13 protein-coding genes are annotated in these 17977 nt (G+C 66.1%); 6 read left to right on the forward strand and 7 right to left on the reverse strand.

The window, feature by feature from the left end:
* Nucleotides 1-171 precede the first annotated feature (171 nt).
* Nucleotides 172-453 (forward strand): hypothetical protein, encoded by a 282-nt coding sequence (locus tag G3M62_RS11585; protein WP_165187152.1) that lies wholly within the window; start codon nt 172-174, stop codon nt 451-453.
* Here G3M62_RS11585 and G3M62_RS11590 read toward each other — a convergent pair.
* The 5 genes from G3M62_RS11590 to G3M62_RS11610 form a co-directional block, all read right to left on the reverse strand.
* A complete protein-coding gene (locus G3M62_RS11590; protein ID WP_165187154.1) occupies nt 450-1454 on the reverse strand; it encodes a FecR family protein in 1005 nt (334 codons plus the stop codon). The genes G3M62_RS11585 and G3M62_RS11590 overlap by 4 nt on opposite strands.
* Complete coding sequence (locus tag G3M62_RS11595) at nt 1444-1965, reverse strand: RNA polymerase sigma factor (RefSeq protein WP_165187156.1); 522 nt, start codon at nt 1963-1965, stop codon at nt 1444-1446. Before G3M62_RS11595 ends, G3M62_RS11590 begins: the two co-directional genes overlap by 11 nt.
* A gap of 75 nt (nt 1966-2040) precedes the next feature.
* On the reverse strand, nt 2041-4998 hold the full coding sequence (locus G3M62_RS11600; protein WP_246263564.1) for a TonB-dependent receptor: 2958 nt from the start codon (nt 4996-4998) through the stop codon (nt 2041-2043).
* A 98-nt stretch (nt 4999-5096) separates the two neighbouring features.
* Nucleotides 5097-5990 (reverse strand): metallophosphoesterase, encoded by an 894-nt coding sequence (locus G3M62_RS11605; protein WP_165187160.1) that lies wholly within the window; start codon nt 5988-5990, stop codon nt 5097-5099.
* Between the two features lie 81 nt (nt 5991-6071).
* Complete coding sequence (locus tag G3M62_RS11610; RefSeq protein ID WP_165187162.1) at nt 6072-8780, reverse strand: TonB-dependent receptor; 2709 nt, start codon at nt 8778-8780, stop codon at nt 6072-6074.
* 456 nt (nt 8781-9236) lie between these two features.
* Between G3M62_RS11610 and G3M62_RS11615 the strand changes: the two genes are divergently transcribed.
* Together G3M62_RS11615 and G3M62_RS11620 are read left to right on the forward strand one after the other, a co-directional pair.
* Complete coding sequence (locus G3M62_RS11615) at nt 9237-9455, forward strand: hypothetical protein (RefSeq protein WP_165187164.1); 219 nt, start codon at nt 9237-9239, stop codon at nt 9453-9455.
* A 91-nt stretch (nt 9456-9546) separates the two neighbouring features.
* Complete coding sequence (locus tag G3M62_RS11620) at nt 9547-9708, forward strand: hypothetical protein (RefSeq protein ID WP_165187165.1); 162 nt, start codon at nt 9547-9549, stop codon at nt 9706-9708.
* A 145-nt stretch (nt 9709-9853) separates the two neighbouring features.
* Here G3M62_RS11620 and G3M62_RS11625 read toward each other — a convergent pair whose 3' ends face one another.
* Entirely contained in the window at nt 9854-10114 is a 261-nt protein-coding gene (locus tag G3M62_RS11625; RefSeq protein ID WP_205691997.1) for a helix-turn-helix domain-containing protein, read from the reverse strand.
* 248 nt (nt 10115-10362) lie between these two features.
* On the opposite strand from G3M62_RS11625, the gene G3M62_RS11630 reads away from it, so the two are divergent.
* Nucleotides 10363-11040: a FadR/GntR family transcriptional regulator gene (locus tag G3M62_RS11630; RefSeq protein WP_165187167.1), complete on the forward strand. Its 678-nt coding sequence runs from the start codon at nt 10363-10365 to the stop codon at nt 11038-11040.
* On the opposite strand, the gene G3M62_RS11635 is transcribed toward G3M62_RS11630, so the two are convergent.
* On the reverse strand, nt 11011-11604 hold the full coding sequence (locus G3M62_RS11635; RefSeq protein WP_246263565.1) for a gluconokinase: 594 nt from the start codon (nt 11602-11604) through the stop codon (nt 11011-11013). The two genes, G3M62_RS11630 and G3M62_RS11635, sit on opposite strands and share 30 nt — an antisense overlap.
* A 175-nt stretch (nt 11605-11779) precedes the next feature.
* On the opposite strand from G3M62_RS11635, the gene G3M62_RS11640 reads away from it, so the two are divergent.
* Together G3M62_RS11640 and G3M62_RS11645 are read left to right on the forward strand one after the other, a co-directional pair.
* Complete coding sequence (locus G3M62_RS11640) at nt 11780-14794, forward strand: glycosyl hydrolase family 28-related protein (RefSeq protein WP_165187169.1); 3015 nt, start codon at nt 11780-11782, stop codon at nt 14792-14794.
* 142 nt (nt 14795-14936) lie between these two features.
* A complete protein-coding gene (locus G3M62_RS11645; protein ID WP_165187171.1) occupies nt 14937-17948 on the forward strand; it encodes a glycosyl hydrolase family 28-related protein in 3012 nt (1003 codons plus the stop codon).
* Nucleotides 17949-17977 lie beyond the last annotated feature (29 nt).

Genomic DNA, 17977 nt, shown 5'->3' on the forward strand with positions numbered 1-17977 from the left:
AGGGGGTCTCGACAGCGCCTCCTGGTGTTGACGAGTCGGAGGTTCAGCGTGCGGGGGCGCTGGATCGGCTACTCACCTCGGCCCCAATTCCGTGCGCCAAGTCGGCGTTCGAAAGGCGGACCGGCAGACGTTCAACCCCCAAGCCGCGCGTTCTTGCGGTGGAGTTCTGTCATGGGCCGCGACATCAATCGTCTCTTCTCGATGATCAATCAGGCGGACCTGCCGTATCAGGTCTTCGAAGACGACAACTGGGACACCGCCGTCACGGTCCCGTCACAGCCGCCGGTTGACGCCAAACCCCAGCTTTCCGAGCCCGTCCGTCCCGCGAACGAGGATGTCGCGCTCGGCGCTCACGCCGGCCTGTTCCGCGCCTACAACGTCGAGGCCGCCCTGGCGCCGGCCCAGGGAACGCTTCTGGCCGACATCTTCAACCGCATGACCAGCGGCCGCTAGATCGCTCGCCCTGATCGGGGCGGCGGCGCGGGCGGCGCCAGGTAGGTTCGCGGCCCGGCTTTCTCCACCTTGAGGTCGAGAAGACTCGTGATCATCGCCAGGGCTTCGGCAGGCTTGTTCAGCTTGAACCGACCGGTGACCTGAAGATCGCCCATCCGCGGATCGCGCAGCGTCAAAGCCTGCGGACTATAGCGATTGAGCCGGGCCACTACGTATTTCAACGGCATGTTGTCGGCTTCGAGCCAGTCGCCACGCCAGGCGTCATAGCTGTCAGCCGCCAGGCGTCCGCGACTGCTCGTGTGGTCGGAGGCTAGCAGCAGCCATTCGCCTTGGCGCAGCGTGCGGGGGGGCGCGCCGCCTTGCGATACGCGAACCACGCCCTCGAACACCCGGACCTCGACGGCGCTATCGACCTTGTCGACCTCGAACACCGTGCCGACCGCCGTCACCTTGGCGTCGCCGGCCATGACGTTGAACGGCCGATGCCGGTTCTTGGCGACCTCGAACACGGCGTCGCCCCTGCGCAGGTAGATGTCGCGGGTCGCGTGGCTGTAGGCGACGCTGGCGTGGCTGTCGGCGTTGAGGCGAACGGTCGAGGTGTCGCTGAGCACGTGATCGGCCCGCACGCCCAGCGCCGTCGCCAGCTCGATCGGCGGCGCCGCGCGTTCGGTGACAAGGCGTGAGCCCAGGAAACCACCGCCCACGAGGACCAATACGCCGGCGGCGATCAGACCGGCGCGGGACCAGCCGCTCAGGACGACGTGACGGCGAGGGGAGGGAGCCAGCGGCTCGGTCGGCTCCGCGCGAAGGCGATCGACGGCCTCCAGCAACGCGGTGTCACGCAGGGTGTGGCGCAGCGCGGCGAAGGCCGCCGCGTGATCGGACGAGGCGTTCAGCCAGACGGCCAGCTCACGGCGCTCCGCGTCGGATAGCTCGTCCAGCCGGTCGATCCAGTCGGCGGCCTCTTCCATCACGCTCAGGTCGTTGTCGTTAGCGCTCACGAGTCGCCCCCTTCCAGTCGGCGGCGTCGCCGGTCGCGGCGTCCATCACTCCGGCCAGTTCGGCCATGGCGCGGACAAGATGCTTCTTCACGGTTTCCAGGTTCAGGTCGAGGTCTTCGGCGATCTTCTGCCGCGACTGGCCGTCCACGTGCCGGCGGACGAACACCTCGCGGCGGACCGGAGACAGGCGGCGCAGAGCGGTCTCGAAGACGGCCACCCGCTGCTTGTGCTCCAACACTTCGTCGGCCAGGGGCAGCTCGCAGCCATAGTCGGTTTCGCCGAGGCCCTCCTCGCGGCGATCGCGCCGAGCCTGGGCGTAGATCAGCGAGTCGGCCACGCGATAGGCGTAGGCCAGCGGTTGGAGGATGTCCTGTTTGTGGCTTTGCTCGATCACCATCAGCAGGGTCTGCTGGAGGATGTCCTCCGCTCGCGACGGATCACCGTGGCGTCGGGCGATATAGCCGAGGAGTTTGTGTTCATGGGGCCTCAACTCCGCCAGGGGGTCGATCATCGCGTTTCCACCGGGCCGTGCGCCGCCTCGTAGGAAGGTAGAGGTGCGGGAAGGGCGATCGGGGACAGGGGCGCGTCAAAATTCATAGGCGACGCCCAGGGTGACTGTGCGGCCGCTGCGGGTGCGCGCCAGCAGGCGATTGGCGGCGATGTCGGTGTACTGGTCGATCGCCTGGTCGGTGAGGTTCAAGCCCTCGACCATCATCTTCAGCCGGCGTCCGATATTGAGATGGGCGGCGGCGTCGATGTTGTTCATGGCGTGATAGCCCGAACCGATGTTGCCGTTGCCACCGGCCCCGTCGAGATAGCCGTCGCGATAGGCGCTGGAGACCCGGGCGCCCCAGCGGGCGCTCTCGTAGTAGAGCGTGGCGTTCCAGGTCCAGCGCGACAATTGCGGCAGGTCCAACAGGATCGACTTACCGTCGATGATCGCATCGGTGCGGCCGTGGGCGTAGGTAATGTTGCCAGTGAAGCCCAGCTTGTCGAGCGGAGCGGGCAGGAAGTCGAAATCGCGCTGCCAGGCCAGCTCGACGCCCTGGATCGAGGCTCCATCGCCGTTCACGGGGCGCACGACATTGTACATGATCGAACCGGTCTGCCCCGGATTGAGAAACTGCAAGGGATAGCCCGTGGAGCCATAGGGCACGGTCTCTTCCTCGGAGGTGATGAAGGACTCCATGGTCTTGTGAAAGACGCTGATCGCCAGGGCGCCGGCATGGCCCTGGTAGAATTCCAACGACGCCTCGATCGAATTGGCCATGAACGGCCGCAGATCCGGATTGCCGACCGTGATCGTGCCACCGAACGGCGCGGCGTCGACACTGGCCGCGGCCCGAAGATCCGAAAGGCTGGGGCGACTGATGTCGCGATTGGCGGCCAGGCGCAGGACGATGTCGTCGTCGAGATCCCAGGCCAGGTTCACGGCCGGCAGCACCCCGTTGTAGCGGTGGGCGATCACGGCTGGCGCCAGGGTCACGCCGTTACTGACCATGCCAGCCGAGGTCAGGCGGGTGTTGTAATAGCGTAGGCCCGCATCCGCTCGCAGCCGTCGTCCGGCCAGTTCACCGTCGAACAGGTACTGGACATAGGCGGCGGCGGTCTTTTCGGTCAGCGAGTAGTCGGACCCCGGCTGGTCGTCGATCTGCGACAGGTCGCGCTTCTGGCCGAGCAGGGCGTAGACCGCATCGACGTCGCCGACCACATAGGGGATCAGCGAGCGCTCGTCGGAGACGAACTTCATGCTCGTCGGCAGGATCGGGGTGCCGTCGTAATCGACCCGGTTGCGGCGCTGGTAGCCGTCGTTGCGGAACAGCTTGTACTGGGCGCCCGCCTTCAGCGTGGACCGTGATCCCGCTGCGTAGGTGAGGTCGAGCCGGCCGGTCGTGAAATCGTTGACGATCTCGTCCTCGCGCGTATCGGCCCGCATCAGGCTCCAGGCGTTCGGATCGGCGGGGTTGAAGCCGTAGGTATTGATCCCGTCGCGCCCCGGACCGCGCAGGTCGAACGAGAACGCCTTGTTGCTGGCCTGCAGGAAGACCTTGTCGAACACTGGGCCTTCGAAGTCCGAGCGCGAATGGCCGACCATGCCGCTGATTTCCAGATCGTCGGTCAGCCGAGTGCGGCCATTGACCGCGACCTGGGTGAAGACCGTCGAGTCGGTCGAGTGCTTGTGCTCGCTGCGCAGGTCGACGCCGTCGAAGGCCGCCTGGACCATGTCATCGCCGCGGATGGTCACGCTGTTCAGGCGCTGGGTTCCGATGACGTCGCCTGTCAGGCCGTTCTTGCCGGCCGAGGCCAGGGAGAACTCATTGCGATCGTTGCTCAGTCGTCCGTAGAGCAGGTCGACATCAAGGCTGGTGTCGGCGCTGGGACGATACTGCAAGGCGGCGGTGACGCCCAGGCGCTCGCGGTGATCGAACCAAGTCGAATAGGTCTGGGCCTGAGGCGCGCGAACCCGGTCATTTCCCGTGGCGTTGGCCAACCGATCGCGGTCGGCGGCCGAGACGCCGGGGCCGATATTGGCCGCCGCGACGTTGATCGGGGTCCAACCCCAGTTGCGATAGCCGTATTCGTTGACGTCGCTCTCGCTATAGGCGGCCGAAACCAGCACGCCGACGTCGCCCCAGCGGTTGGAAATCAAGCCCGCAAGCCGTGGCGTGATCCCGTCGGTGACGCTGTTGCCCAGGGCCTTGGCCGACAGGGCGGCCTTGAAGCCGGGATAGTCGAAGGGCTTGGCGGTCCGCAGCTCGACCGTGCCAGCCACGCCGCCCTCGTCCTCGTCCACCGCATAGGCCTTGCGGACGGTCACCCGGTTGAACAGCTCCGAGGCGAAGATGCTGTAGTCGAAGGCGCGCGTGCGGCTGACCGAGCCGCGATTGTCGAAGCCCGAGGCTGTCGAGGCCGAAACCTCCATGCCGTTCAGCTGGGTGCGGGTGAAGTCGGGGCCCAGGCCGCGTAGGGCGATTTGACGACCCTCGCCGGTGTCGCGCGAGATTGTCACGCCCGGAATGCGTTGCAGGGACTCCGCCAAGTTCAGGTCGGGAAAGGCGGCGATGTCCTCGGCGACGATGACGTCCTGGGCGCCCAACGCTTGGCGCTTGAGATCGCGGGCCTGAACCAGACTGCCGCGAAAGCCGGTGACGATGACCTGCTCGACCTCGACCGGCGCATCGGCCGCCGCCGGGGCTTCCTTGGCGGACGGGGTGGGATGAAGGCTCCAGGGGTCGGCTTCGCGCAGGACATAACCGCCCGCGACGGACTTCATCCGCAGACCTTCGCCGCTGATCAGCTGGGCCAGGGCGCTCTCGGGCGGTAGAACGCCGAACACCCGTCGCCCGCGCTTGCCGCGAATGTCGACGAAGGTCATCACCGGCGCGTCGGCCTGTTGGGAAAAGGTGCGCAGGGCGTTGGCCAGGTCGCCCTGACTAATGTCGAACTGGCGTGGCGGCGGCTGGCTCTCGGCGTGCGCGGACGGCGTCAGGCTGGACAGCAGCAGGGCGAGCGCGAGCGCAGGGAGCGACGGCCGGGTGAGCAAAGCCGCCTTTCGCCACTCCATGTTTCGCAGTCGATCATCACGTTACGCCCGGTGCGTCTCCTAGCCGGATCGCATGTCACTTATTTGAAGCTTCACGCTTAACGGCGAAGCTTCAGCCGGAGGTTGGGCTGGCGCCCAAATCCGGTCATCCGCAGGTGGTCGGCCTCGAAATCGACCACCGCATAGGCGGTCTCCTCGGTGTCGAGCATGCCCTTGAGGTTCACGCAGTGCAGGCCGGCGGTCTCGCCGTAGTTGCCGTCGTGATTGTGGCCGTTGATCCAAACCTTGGCGGCGCGTTGGCGCACGACGAGATCGGTCACCTCGGCGGCGTTCCACAGATTGTGCGGGTTCGCCGGGAAGATCGGGAAGTGGCAATAGAGCGCCGCCTTCAGGCCGCGCCGCCCGGCGTCGGTCAGGGTCGCGTCGATCCATTTGAGCTGGGTCTCGCCGATCCCGCCGTCCCAGTCGGGGGCGCCGGGAAAGCGTTCGCGGTGCAGGCGCTGGCTCAGCGCAAGCTGAGGGCTACCGGCAGGCCAGCCGTATTCGCTGAGGTCGTTGCCGTCGAGGGCCAGGAACACCCAGCCGTGGGTCTCGAAACTGTAGTAGCGGGCCGGCATGTCCAGACGGGCGGCGACCAGGGCCTTCTTGTCGTCGTCGACCGCGAAATCGTGATTGCCCAGCACGAACCGCCACGGATGGCGCAGGGCGTCGATCGCCGGCTGCTGGGCGTCGAAACTGGCCCATCCCTTGTCGATGAAGTCGCCCAGATGGACTACGTGATCCAGGTCCAGGGTGTTGAAATAGTCGACGGCCGCCCGCAGCTTGCCCGGCGCGCGCCGATACATCCGCGCTCCGTTGTCGTCCTGGTCGGCGTACTGACAATCGGCGATGGCGCCGATCCGAAACGGCCGGGAAGCGGCGAGGGCAGAGGACGCGGAGAGCGCCAGCCCCGAAGCCAGGAACGTGCGCCGGTCGAGAAGGGGACGAGCCAAGGCGGCCTCCGGTGTCTGGATACGAAAATCCCGTCCGGCGCGCAGGGGGCGACGCGCCGGACGGGTCCTCTATCGACGAACCTAGAACTCGTAGGTCGCGCCGATCAGGATGGTCCGGCCGCTGCTGGTGTTGACCGTGGTGCGCTTGGCCGTGACGTCGGTGTACTGAATGCTGTGCTGGTTGGAGAGGTTGATACCCTCCAGGGTCAGCTTCAGCTTCGGCATGACGTTGTAGTGGGCGGCGAAGTCGATGTTGTTGGTCGCCTTCACGCCGCTGCCGATGTTGCCGTTGCCGCCAGCGCCGTCGAGGTAATCGTCACGATAGGCGCTGGAGAGGCGCATGCCCCAGGTGTCGGTCTCGTAGTAGACCGTGGCGTTGGCGCTATACTTCGACAGGTTGGGCAGCGACAGGGTGACCCAGTTTCCGCTGATCAGCACAGGCGAAGAGCCGTCGGCATAGGTGCCGTTGGCCACGACGCCCAGGTGATTGAACGGCGCCGGCAGGAAGTCGAAGTCGCGCTGGAAGGCGATCTCGAGGCCCTGGATGTCGGCGCCTGGACCGTTCACCGGACGGCTGACATTGTACATGATCGAGCCGTCCTGGCCCGGCAGCAGGAACGACAGCGGGAAGCCCGTCTGCGAGTAGGGCACCACGCTGGTCTGGCTGGTGATGAACGACTTCAGCTTCTTGTAGAACACGCCGACCGAGAAGAACCCGACGCGACCGTTATAGAACTCCAGCGAACCTTCCATCGAGTCCGAGGTGAACGGCGTCAGGTTCGGGTTGCCGGTGCTGACCGTGCCGCCGAACGGAGCGGTCGTCAGTGAGCCGGCGGCGGCCAAGTCGCCCAGGGCCGGGCGGCTGATGTCGCGATTGGCGCTGAAGCGGGCGACCATGCCGTCATTGATGTCGACGGCGACGTTCAGGGCCGGCAGCAGGCCGTCGTACTTGTGCTTGATCGACACTGGCTGGAGGCTGGTGCCGGTGTTGAGCATGCCTTCCGAGGTCAGGTCCGTGGAGTAGTAGCGCAGGCCGGCGTTGGCCCGCACGCCCTTGTCCAGGATCGTCGTGTTCAGGTCGTACTGCAGATAGGCCGCCTGGGTCTCCTCGGTCACGGTGTAGTTGGTGCCTGGGGTGGCGTACTTGGCGCCGGCGCCTTGCAGATCGCGAACCTGGCCGATCAGGGCGTAGACTTGGTCGACGTCGCCGACGACGTAGTTGCCCAAGGTCTTGAACGGAACCGTCATCTTCAGATTGTTGGGGATGACGGTGTTGGCCGGAACGTTCTTGAACTGCTTGTCGCCCCATTGAGCGCCGCTGTTGACGAACTTCTTGTACTCGACACCGCCCTTGAAGATGGAGGTCTCGGTGGCGGCGAAGGCCACGTCGAACTGGGCGTTGGTGTATTCCGAGGAGATGCGGTTCTCTTGGGTGTCCATCCGCATCAGGTCCCACTTGCTGGGATCGGTGATGCCGGCGTCATAGGTGTTGACGGGCATTTCCGGACGGTCGTCGAAGCTGAAGGCGTGGTTCTTGGATTCCAGGAACACCTTATCGAACACCGGCAGGCTGTAGTCCGACTTCGAATAACCGATCAAGCCCTTGACCAGCAGCTTGTCCGTCGCCTGGTAAGAGCCGTTCAGCGAGGTCTGGTAGAACTTGGTCTTGTCTTCCTCGCGGTTGAACTCGCTGCGCAGGTCCACGCCGGTGTAGCTGGAGGCGACCAGGGTGTTGCCCTGGATCACGGCGCTCTGCATCACCTGGGTGCCGGTGATGTTGCCGGTCAGGCTGTTGATGCCCGAGGTGGCCAGCGAGAAGTCCTGGCGGCTGTTCTCGAGCTGGCTGTACAGGGCGTCGAAGCCCAGCTTCAGCTTGTCGCCGGGTTCGTACTGCAGCGACAGGGTCGCGCCCAGGCGTTTGCGGCGGTCGTACCAGGTCGAATAGGTGTCGGCCTGCGGCGCGAAGATGGTCGGGGTGGCGGCCGTCAGCTTGGCCGCGTCGGCGGCGCTGACGCCCGCGCCGATGTTGCCCGGATTGGCGCGGATGGCGCCCCAGTTGAAGCTGCGATAGCCGAACTCGTTGGAGTCGTTGACGCCGTAGGCCACCGAGGCCAGGGCCCCGAAATCGCCCCAGCGGTTGGAGATCAGGCCGACCACGCGCGGCGTGACCTTGTCATCGGCGTGGCTGTTCTGCTGGGCCTTGGCCGACAACACGGCCTTGAAGCCCGGATAGTCGAACGGCTTGGCCGTGCTCAGCAGGACGGTGCCGCCGATGCCGCCTTCGTCCTGTTCGGCCGCCAGCGACTTCTGCACGGTCACGCGGTCGAACAGTTCCGAGGCGAACAGGCTGTAGTCGAAGGCGCGGGTGCGGCTGACGCCGCCGCGGTTGTCCATGCCCGAGGCGGTGTTGCCCAGCACTTCCATGCCGTTCAGCTGGGTGCGGGTGAAGTCGGGGCCCAGGCCACGCAGGGTGATCTGGCGACCTTCGCCGGAGTCGCGCGAAATGGTCACGCCGGGGATGCGCTGCAGCGACTCGGCCAGATTCAGGTCGGGGAAGGCGGCGATGTCTTCGGACACGATGACGTCGCTGGCGCCGACCGCGTCGCGCTTGAGGTCACGAGCGTGGGCGAGGCTGCCGCGGAACCCCGTGACGACGATCGTATCGACTTCGTCGGCGCCGGGCTGGGCCGGCGCGGCGTCGGCGGCCAGGGCCTGGCCGGCGGCGAGGGCCAACAGGCCCGTCGCCAGCATGGTGGTGGTCATCCATTTGGATTTCGCGAGATTGCGCATGGTCTATCCCCGATCGGTCGCTTTCGGGGACCATCCCGAGCGCCGTCGGGAGGGGAGAGTTCCGGGCCACACGTTCGGGGACCGGGTTTTATGTGAAGTGTTTTTGACAGCGTGTGGCGTTACATCCGTATACGGAAGCCTGCGCCGAGGGCGCCGCGCCCGCGATCGTCCTCCAGGGGACCTATCGTTTCCGTCGAGGCGAGAAACGGCGCCTTTATTTCCGGCGATGTGCAAATCCGCACAGTCACGCTGCGGGCCCTGCGACATGGTCCAGGCGTAGGCCGCGACGAGCACAGTCCGGGCGGCTGCAGAACGTCTCTGTCGATCGCCATCGTTGGAGTGCCGCCAAAACCTACACCGCATTCGGCCTGACACCGCGGGCCGTTTCGCCGCCTTTCGGACCCGGCTGCCCCATCGGTCGGGTCCGTCTTCCCCAACACACCCAGGAGCCTCGCCATGTCTCTCGACACAGCCGCCCTCAGGGCGGATCAAGACGCCTTCTCCGGTGCGCTCGCCTCTGATCCGGCGGCGAGCATTCTCAGGCATGCCGTGAAGATCTGGGCCAGTGACCACGGCATCGCCGGCGACGACCTGTCCCGCTTGACCCATATGGTCGTGGATTTCGCGAGTTCGGCGATCCGCGACTGCGAGCGCCGGGCCCACCCTCTTGTCTAGGCTGACGGAAGAGGCGCCTTGCGCGTCCGGGCCAGATGCGAAGAGCGCCTGGGAGCCGAAGACGCCGCAGGACCAGAGCTTCTGGGCCAGCATGATGGCGGCCGACAGGCGGCTGGCCGAACTGCGGCGCGTGATCGATCAGGTCGCGGCGGAAGCGATTTCACACGAGACCTGCGTGGCGGCTTCGCAAGGTTCCGATCCCCGTCTCGGCCCCCGTCTCGGCGAGGACCGACACGCGACCGAGGACTCCTGATCCTCGCCATCAGATGAAGCGCCCAAGTCGTGGCGGCTTCCTACGCAGCCATCACGCCTTGCCCTTGGGGGAGGGCGGTCGGATGAGCGCCGGCTCCTGCTTCGCTCGGCGAAAAGGCGGCGCTCATCCGACTTATTCCGTTGGCCTATCGAGCGGCGGACCTCAGCCCATGCGTCAGGGCTTGGGCCGCGATCGCGGCCTGGGTCCGGTTGTGCACATTGAGCTTGCGCATCAGCGCGGTCATGTGGGCCTTGACCGTGGCTTCGGCGATGCCGAGGTCGAAGGCGATCTGCTTGTTGAGCAGTCCCGAATTGACGCCTTCCAGGACCTTCATCTGGGTCGGCGTGAGACCGCCAAACGCCGTCTCCAGATCCCGGTCGATTACGCGGACGTCCGTCGTGGTCATGCCTGAACCCCTCTGCTTCATCCCTACACACCCCTCCTCTCGAGAGGGGTGAAACGCCCGTTGTTTTGTCGGCCGATCGTGTTCGGCGAATCCGGGTCGTGCAATGTGATGGTAGCGCTATCTGTTGGACAAGTTCAAGCGATATTGACGATGTGAGCGTGAACATTGCGCCCTGATCGTCGTCATGCGAAAACCTGTCATACAGATTTTGATGCGACATTGGCGTCCATCGAACTGGAGACCGATGGATGAGCGAAGGCCGTTTAGCCGACCGGGCCTATACGGGCATCGTGGAGATGATCAACGCCGATGGCTTGGCGGTGGGCGATCGTTTGCCGTCCGAGGCTCGCCTGGCGGAAATCTTCGGCATGTCGCGCACGGTCGTGCGCGAAGCGCTGGTGCGATTGGCGGCCGACAGCATCACCGAGGCGCGGCGCGGGGCGGGATCCTTCGTCAAGAACCGCCCGTCCGACAAGCTGGGCGCCTATATGCCGCTCTCCGAGCTGCCTTCGACGCTTGGCAGCTACGAGGTGCGCTTCGTGCTGGAGGCCGAGGCGGCGCGGCTGGCGGCGGCGCGGCGATCGGCCGAAGAGATGGCCAGTATCGAGGAGGGCCTCCAGCAACTGCGCGCCGCGCTGCTGTCGAACGCGCCGGCGCATGTCGAAGACATGGAGCTTCATCGCCGCATCGTGCTGGCGACCGCCAACCCCGCCTTTCTGATGGCGTTCGAAGCGCTTCAGTCCGACGTCGACCGGATCATGCGCGCCGGCGTCGGCATTTCGCGCTCGCGACCGCCGGAGGCCATCGGCGAGATGATGCGCGAGCATGAGATGATCGTTGAAGCGATCCGCGCGCAGGACGGCGACGGCGCGGCCCTGGCCATGCGCTGGCATCTGTCACAAGGTCGAAAACGGCTCATGCCCTGACGGGCGTTCCCCGTGGCGGGCTTGATCGTCGCGCGCCCTCAGCCAGGCCAGCGTGGCCTCGCACAGTTGCCGGGGCGAAGCGATAGCCGTGAGCAGGAGAGCTGCTTCGTCCGCCCCTGGACGCTCCAATGTCGCCAATTGGCTGCCCAGCAGGCTGGCCGGCATATAATGATCGGTCCGATGATCGAGGCGGCGCTGAAGCTCGTCAGAACTGACATCCAGCAGGACGAACCGGGCAGGCGCCGATATCGCCGCGCGAAGGCGGTCGCGATAGCCGCGCCGTAGAGCCGAACAGGCGGCCACGACCCTTCCGCCCGACGCCAGGGCTTGATCCATGGCGCCGCCCAACCGGTCGAGCCAGGGCCAGCGGTCGTCGTCGGTAAGCGGTTCGCCGGCGCTCATCTTGGCGATGGCGACCGGATCGTGAAACGCGTCGCCGTCCAGGAACGGACAGTCGAGCGCTTGGGCGAGAACGCCGCCGAGGGTCGTCTTTCCGCTTCCGCTCACCCCCATGACGATGATGGCGGTGGGCGCGGATCCGGCGGGAGGCGAGGGCGGCTGCAAGCGGCTTCCTTGGGCTGATCGGGGACGAGCGCTGTCTTGGGTCGGCCGGCCAGCCGAGTAGTTGTAGATCTGGTTTTAGGGACAAGCTTATCGAGCGAGAACTACGACCATGGTCGTGGATGGCGACCCGCTTGCGACCCCTTATCCGTAGCTGGGCGAAACTCAGGGAAGCGGCATGAAAGTGGTTTTACTGGCGGCGGTGATCCTGGCGGCCGCGCCCGCGTCTTCGGCGATCGCCGCGACCCAATCGGTTCTTCTCACCGCGCCCGACGATCCGCGCGCGATCAGCGTGAAGGGCGTCGGCGACGGTCGCGCCGATGATACTCAAGCCGTCCAGAGCGCCATCGACGCGGCGCGCGACAAGACCGGTCATGGCGTGGTGTTCCTGCCGTCCGGCCGCTATCGCCTGAGCCGCAGCATCCTGGTGCCGCCCGGCGTGCGCATCTTCGGCGTCGGCGCGACGCGGCCCGTCTTCGTGCTCGGCCCCAACACCCCGGGCTTCCAGAAGGGCGTGGGCACGATGATCGTGTTCACGGGCGGCGACCAGTACGCCGTCGGCCGCATTCCCGTGCCGGTTCCCACCGTGGTCGGCGCCAAGGACGAGGTGCGCGACGCCAATTCCGGGACCTTCTATTCGGCGCTGAGCAATGTCGATGTCGAGATCGGCGCGGGCAACCCGGCCGCGGCGGCCGTCCGGTTCCGCATGGCCCAGCACGCCTTTCTCAGCCACATGGATTTCCGCCTGGGTTCGGCCTTCGCCGGCGTCTACCAGGCCGGCAACATCATGGAGGACGTCCACTTCCACGGCGGCCGCTACGGGATCGTCACCGAGAAGACCTCGCCGGCCTGGCAGTTCACCCTCATCGACTCCACCTTCGACGGCCAGCGCGACGCGGCGATCCGTGAGCACGAGGTCGACCTGACGTTGGTCAACGTGGCGATGCGCAACGTACCCGTCGGCATCGACATCGACAGCGGCTACAGCGACTCCCTTTGGGGCAAGAACGTGCGCTTCGAGAACGTCTCGAAGGCCGCCGTCGTCATCTCCAACGAAGACACCGTCTTCACCCAGGTGGGCTTCGACAACGCCGTGGCGTCCAACACCCCGGTGTTCGCGCGCTTTCGCGACAGCGGCAAGACCGTGGCCGGGAAGGGCCGGGCCTATCGGGTGGCTTCGTTCACCTACGGTCTGACTTTGCCGGGCCTGGGCCAGATGGGCGAGTACAAGACGAACGTGGACCTGGCCTCGCTGCCGTCACTGCCGGCGACTTCGACGCCGGCTCTTCGTTCACTGCCGCCGGTGGCCGAATGGACCAACGTCAAGACCTTGGGTGTGAAAGGCGACGGCCAGACCGACGACACCGCCGCCTTGCAGAGCGCGATCAACACCCATCGCGTGCTCTATCTGCCGATCGGCTTCTACAGGGTCACCGACACCCTGAAGCTGCGTCCCGACACCGTGCTGATCGGCCTGCATCCTGCCGTGACCCAACTGGTCATTCCCGATGACAACCCCCGCCATGCCGGTGTCGGCGCCGTGACGCCCATCCTGGAAACACCGAAAGGCGGCGACAACATCCTGTCGGGGATCGGGCTGTTCACCGGACGCGTCAATCCACGGGCCTCGGCGCTGCTGTGGCGGTCGGGCGAGACTTCGCAGGTCACCGACGTCAAGATCATGGGCGGCGGCGGCACGCCCACCATGGATGGCAAGCCGCTAGGCGCGCTCCAGGCCCGCAGCGGCGATCCGGTGGCCGACGGCCGCTGGGACGGCCAGTACCCCAGCATTTGGGTGACCGACGGCGGCGGTGGCACGTTCGCCAATGTCTGGAGCCCGAACACCTTCGCCTCGGCCGGCTTCTACATCTCCGACACCAGTACGCCCGGGCACATCTACGAGGTGTCGGTCGAGCACCACGTGCGCAACGAGTTCGTGCTCGACAACGTCCAGAACTGGGAATTCCTGGCGCCGCAGACCGAGCAGGAGGTCGGCGACGGGCCGGACGCCGTCTCGCTGGAGGTGCGCAATTCGCGCAACATCCTGTTCGCCAACTACCATGGCTATCGGGTGACGCGGTCCTACCACCCCGCCGAAACGGCGGTGAAGCTGTTCAACTCGTCCGATATCCGATTCCGCAACGTCCATATCAACGCCGAGAGCGGCGTGGCCCTGTGCGATGCGATCGGTTGCGGCACCTATCTGCGGGCCAGCAAATATCCGTTCGAGAACGCGATCCAGGACAAGACCCGCAAGCTGGACGTCCGCGAGCGCGAATTCGCCGTGCTGGACGTCACCAACACGGCTCCGGCCGCGTCTTCGGCCAGCGACGCCAAGGTGCGGAAACTGGAGACCGGTTTCTGGTCGATCTCCGGCGCCACGGTGGACGCGGACGGCGCGCTCTATTTTGTCGAGAAGCGTTTCCAACGGATCTATCGCTGGACCCAGGCCAAGGGCCTGGAGGTGGTGCGCGACAACGCGCTGGATCCCACCAACCTGGCGGTGGATCGCTCTGGCAAGCTCCTGGTGGTGTCGTCGTTCGGCCCCCAGGCCAGCGTCTATTCGATCGATCCGAACGGCCCCAAGGACCAGATGACGCCGATCGCGCCGACGGCCTCGGCTCCGCGCGCGGGGACCCAAACGCTGCTTCCGGTCAACTGGTGGAACAACGGCGAATTCAGGGACCAGTACGACCCGGCTTCCGACCAGTTCACGACCTTGGCGCAGATGTTCGCCCGCGACGTCGGGCAACCGAAACCGCAGGAATACGTCTCGCCCGACGGCAGTATGTCATTGCCCGCCTTCCGGGTGTGGCAACAAGGTCCGCCCGACCATGTCGGCTGGCGCTGGGCTGACAGTCTGCAGGCCAATGGCTTGATCGGTGGCAAGATCGGCGAGCGGGTGTTCGTCACCAACGGCTCCGAGAACAAGACCTACAGCGGCAAGATCGGCTCGGGTGGGACGTTGACCGACCTGAAGGTGTTCGCCAACCGGGGCGGGGAGAGCGTCGCGGTCGACGCTCAGGGCCAGGTCTTTGTCGCCAACGGCCAGATCTTCAAATACGCCGCCGATGGCCGGCCGACCGGGCGCATCGACCTGCCCGAACGGCCCCTGCAGCTGATCTTCGGCGGTCCGGGTCGGCGCACCCTCTTCGTCCTGACCCACCACACGCTCTATGCTGTGACGCCATGACGCGCGCCGATGACAAACCGATGCGTCCCGTTGCAGCTTGAAAACGCGCGCGGGTGAAACGCCATACTCCCCTGACTGTCCCGGCCCCGCGCCGGGACGTTTTTTCGTGAGGTCTGTAATGCGAGGCTGGTTGGCGACGGGAATGGCGGCCTTGGTTCTGCTGCTGGCGACCAGCGTGCCGGCGGCGGCTTCGACATCGGCCTTCGCGGTGATGCCGGACGATCCCAGCGCCGTGGTGGTTCGCGCCGTCGGCGACGGCCGCGCCGACGATACCGCCGCGCTGCAGAACGCGATTGACGCGGCCGCGGCCAAGGATGGCGGCGGTCTCGTTTTCCTTCCGTCGGGTCGCTACCGGATCAGCAAGACGCTCTTCCTGTGGCCGGGCGTACGCGTGTTCGGGGTCGGCGCTAACCGGCCGCTAATCCTGCTCGCCGACAACGCGCCGGGGTTCCAGAAGGGCCTGGCCAACATGGTGATCTTCGCCGGGGCGAAACGCGATCCGGCGCGCCGCGTGGCGTTCCCACCGCTCGGCAGCGTGCCCTTCGACAAGGACGTGGCCGACGCCAATCCCGGCACCTTCTATTCGGCGATGAGCAACATCGACTTCAAGATCGGCCGAGGCAATCCGGCCGCGACGGCGATCCGCTTCCACGCCGCCCAACACGCTTATCTCAGCCATATGGACTTCGACATCGGCTCGGGCATGGCGGGCCTGTATCAGGTCGCCAACGAGGCCGAGGACCTGCATTTCAGGGGTGGCCGTTACGGCATACTGGCAGAGAAGACCTCGCCGGCTTGGGGCTTCGTGCTGCTGGACTCGACGTTCGAAGGTCAACGCGACGCGGCGATCCGCGAACACGAGGCCGGCCTGACCCTGGTCAATGTGGCCATGCGGGACACGCCGGTCGGGATCGAGATCGACCGGGGCTACGGCGACTGGCTTTGGGGCAAGGACGTTCGCTTCGAGAACGTGTCGAAGGCCGCGGTCGTGATCTCCAACGAGAACAACGTCTACACCCAGGTCGGCTTCGAGAACGCCGTAGCCAGTAACACCCCGGTGTTCGCGCGCTTCCGCGACAGCGGCAAGACCGAACCGGGCAGGGGGCGCGCCTATCGCGTCGCCACGTTCAACCACGGCCTGACGCTGCCAGGCCTCGGCCAGATGGGCGTCTACAAGACGGACATGAAGGCTGAGGCGATCCCCGGCCTTCCGGCGCCGCGCTCTCCAGCGATCCGCACCCTGCCGCCCACGTCCGAGTGGTTCAATGTCCGTGGGCTGGGCGCCAAGGGCGACAACGCCACCGATGACACAGTCGCCATTCAGAAGGCGATCGACGCCCATCGCGTCGTCTATTTCCCGGCCGGCTTTTATCGGGTCACCGACACCTTGAAGCTGCGACCGGACACCGTGTTGGTCAGTCTGCATCCGAGCTTGACGCAGATCGTGCTGCCCGATCGCACGCCAGGCTATCAGGGCGTCGGCGCCCCCAAGCCGCTGGTCGCGTCGGCCGCCGGAGGCGACGCCATCGTCTCGGGACTGGGCCTCAATACCGGCGGGATCAACCCGCGCGCCACGGCTCTGTTCTGGACCGCCGGCGCCAACTCGATGGTCAATGACGTCAAGTTTCAAGGCGGTCACGGCACCAACCTCCACGACGGCACGCGGTTCAATCCCTACAACGCCAACGCCACGGCCGACGCCGATCCGGCCAAGCGCTGGGCGGGCCAGTATCCCAGCCTGTGGGTGACCAACGGCGGCGGCGGAACCTTCGCCAACCTCTGGAGCCCCAGCACCTACGCCTATTCGGGTATCTATGTGTCCGACACCCAGACACCCGGCCATGTCTACCAGGCCTCGGTCGAGCACCATGTGCGCAGCGAGATCAGCCTCAACCGGGTCGCCAACTGGGAATTCCTGGCGCCGCAGACCGAGGAGGAGGCGGGGGAAGGCGAGGACACTGTCTCGCTGGAGATCCGCGACTCGCACGACATCCTGGTCGCCAACTATCACGGCTACCGGGTCACCCGGACGCGACGTCCCGCGCCCGCGGCGGTCAGGGTCTACAACTCCCATGACATCCGCTTTCGCAACGTGGCGGTGAACGGCGAAAGCGGTGTCGGGACCTGCGACGAGAACGGCTGCGCGACCTTCGCGCGCCTGACCAAGTATCCCTACGAGAACGCCATCCAGGACGTCACCAGCGGCCTTGAGGTACGCGAGCGCCAGTTCGCGGTGCTGGACTTGCCCGCCAATCCGCCGCCGGTCGCGTCCTCGGTCTTCCCCGCCGGGGCCACGGTGGAGAAACTGGGCGATGGGTTCTATTCCGCGGGCGGCGGAGCGGTGGATGCGGCGGGGACGCTGTACTTCACCGACCGGCGCAATCAGCGCATCTACAGCTGGTCGGCCGAGCGCAAGCTGTCGATCGTGCGCGACAACACCCTGGATCCGGTCAATCTGGCGGTCGACGCCTCGGGCAATCTGCTAGTGCTGTCGTCGGACGGGCGCGACGGTTCGGTCTACAGCTTCAAACCGGGCACGCCCGACACCGAGGTCAGGGTGATCGCGCCGACCCCGGCGGCCGACCATCCAAGCGCGGCGACCGTGCTGCCGGTCAACTGGTGGAACAACGGCGAGTTCAAGGATCAGCTGGATCTCCAGACCTATCAGTTCACCACCCTGGCCGAGATGTTCGCCCGCGACATGGCGCTGCCGAAGGCCAGGGAATACGTCTCGCCCGACGGCAGCCTGACCTTGCCGGCCTTCCGCGTCTTCCAGCAGGGACCGCCCGACTTCCGGGGCCTTCGCTTCTCGGATTCGCTCGACACCTACGGCTTCACCACCGCCAAACCCGGGCAGCGAGTGTTCATCGCCAACAGCTCGGAGAACAGGACCTACAGCGGCCTCGTCGGACCACATGGCGCGATCACCGATCTGAAGCCCTTCGCCGATCGCGGCGGCGAGAGCGTCGCGACGGACGGGGAGGGGCGTGTCTACGTCGCCAACGGTCAGGTATTCGTCTATGCCCCGGACGGTCGGGAACTGGGGCGCGTGGATATTCCCGAACGCCCGCTACAACTGCTGTTCGGCGGTCCCGACGGGCAGACGCTCTTCGTCCTGACCCATCATGCGCTCTACGCGGTGCGACGTCCGTAGACCGGAACGGGGCGCTCGCCGCCGGCCGA

Source organism: Caulobacter soli, from assembly GCF_011045195.1.
GTDB classification, from domain to species: domain Bacteria; phylum Pseudomonadota; class Alphaproteobacteria; order Caulobacterales; family Caulobacteraceae; genus Caulobacter; species Caulobacter soli.

Excerpts from the sequence above, each read along its gene's own strand:
- G3M62_RS11640 (WP_165187169.1), top strand. The coding sequence starts at position 11,780 with ATGAAAGTGGTTTTACTGGCGGCGGTGATCCTGGCGGCCGCGCCCGCG.
- G3M62_RS11610 (WP_165187162.1), bottom strand. The coding sequence starts at position 8,780 with ATGCGCAATCTCGCGAAATCCAAATGGATGACCACCACCATGCTGGCG.
- G3M62_RS11595 (WP_165187156.1), bottom strand. The coding sequence starts at position 1,965 with ATGATCGACCCCCTGGCGGAGTTGAGGCCCCATGAACACAAACTCCTC.
- G3M62_RS11625 (WP_205691997.1), bottom strand. The coding sequence starts at position 10,114 with ATGACCACGACGGACGTCCGCGTAATCGACCGGGATCTGGAGACGGCG.
- G3M62_RS11630 (WP_165187167.1), top strand. The coding sequence starts at position 10,363 with ATGAGCGAAGGCCGTTTAGCCGACCGGGCCTATACGGGCATCGTGGAG.
- G3M62_RS11585 (WP_165187152.1), top strand. The coding sequence starts at position 172 with ATGGGCCGCGACATCAATCGTCTCTTCTCGATGATCAATCAGGCGGAC.
- G3M62_RS11620 (WP_165187165.1), top strand. The coding sequence starts at position 9,547 with ATGATGGCGGCCGACAGGCGGCTGGCCGAACTGCGGCGCGTGATCGAT.
- G3M62_RS11645 (WP_165187171.1), top strand. The coding sequence starts at position 14,937 with ATGGCGGCCTTGGTTCTGCTGCTGGCGACCAGCGTGCCGGCGGCGGCT.
- G3M62_RS11615 (WP_165187164.1), top strand. The coding sequence starts at position 9,237 with ATGTCTCTCGACACAGCCGCCCTCAGGGCGGATCAAGACGCCTTCTCC.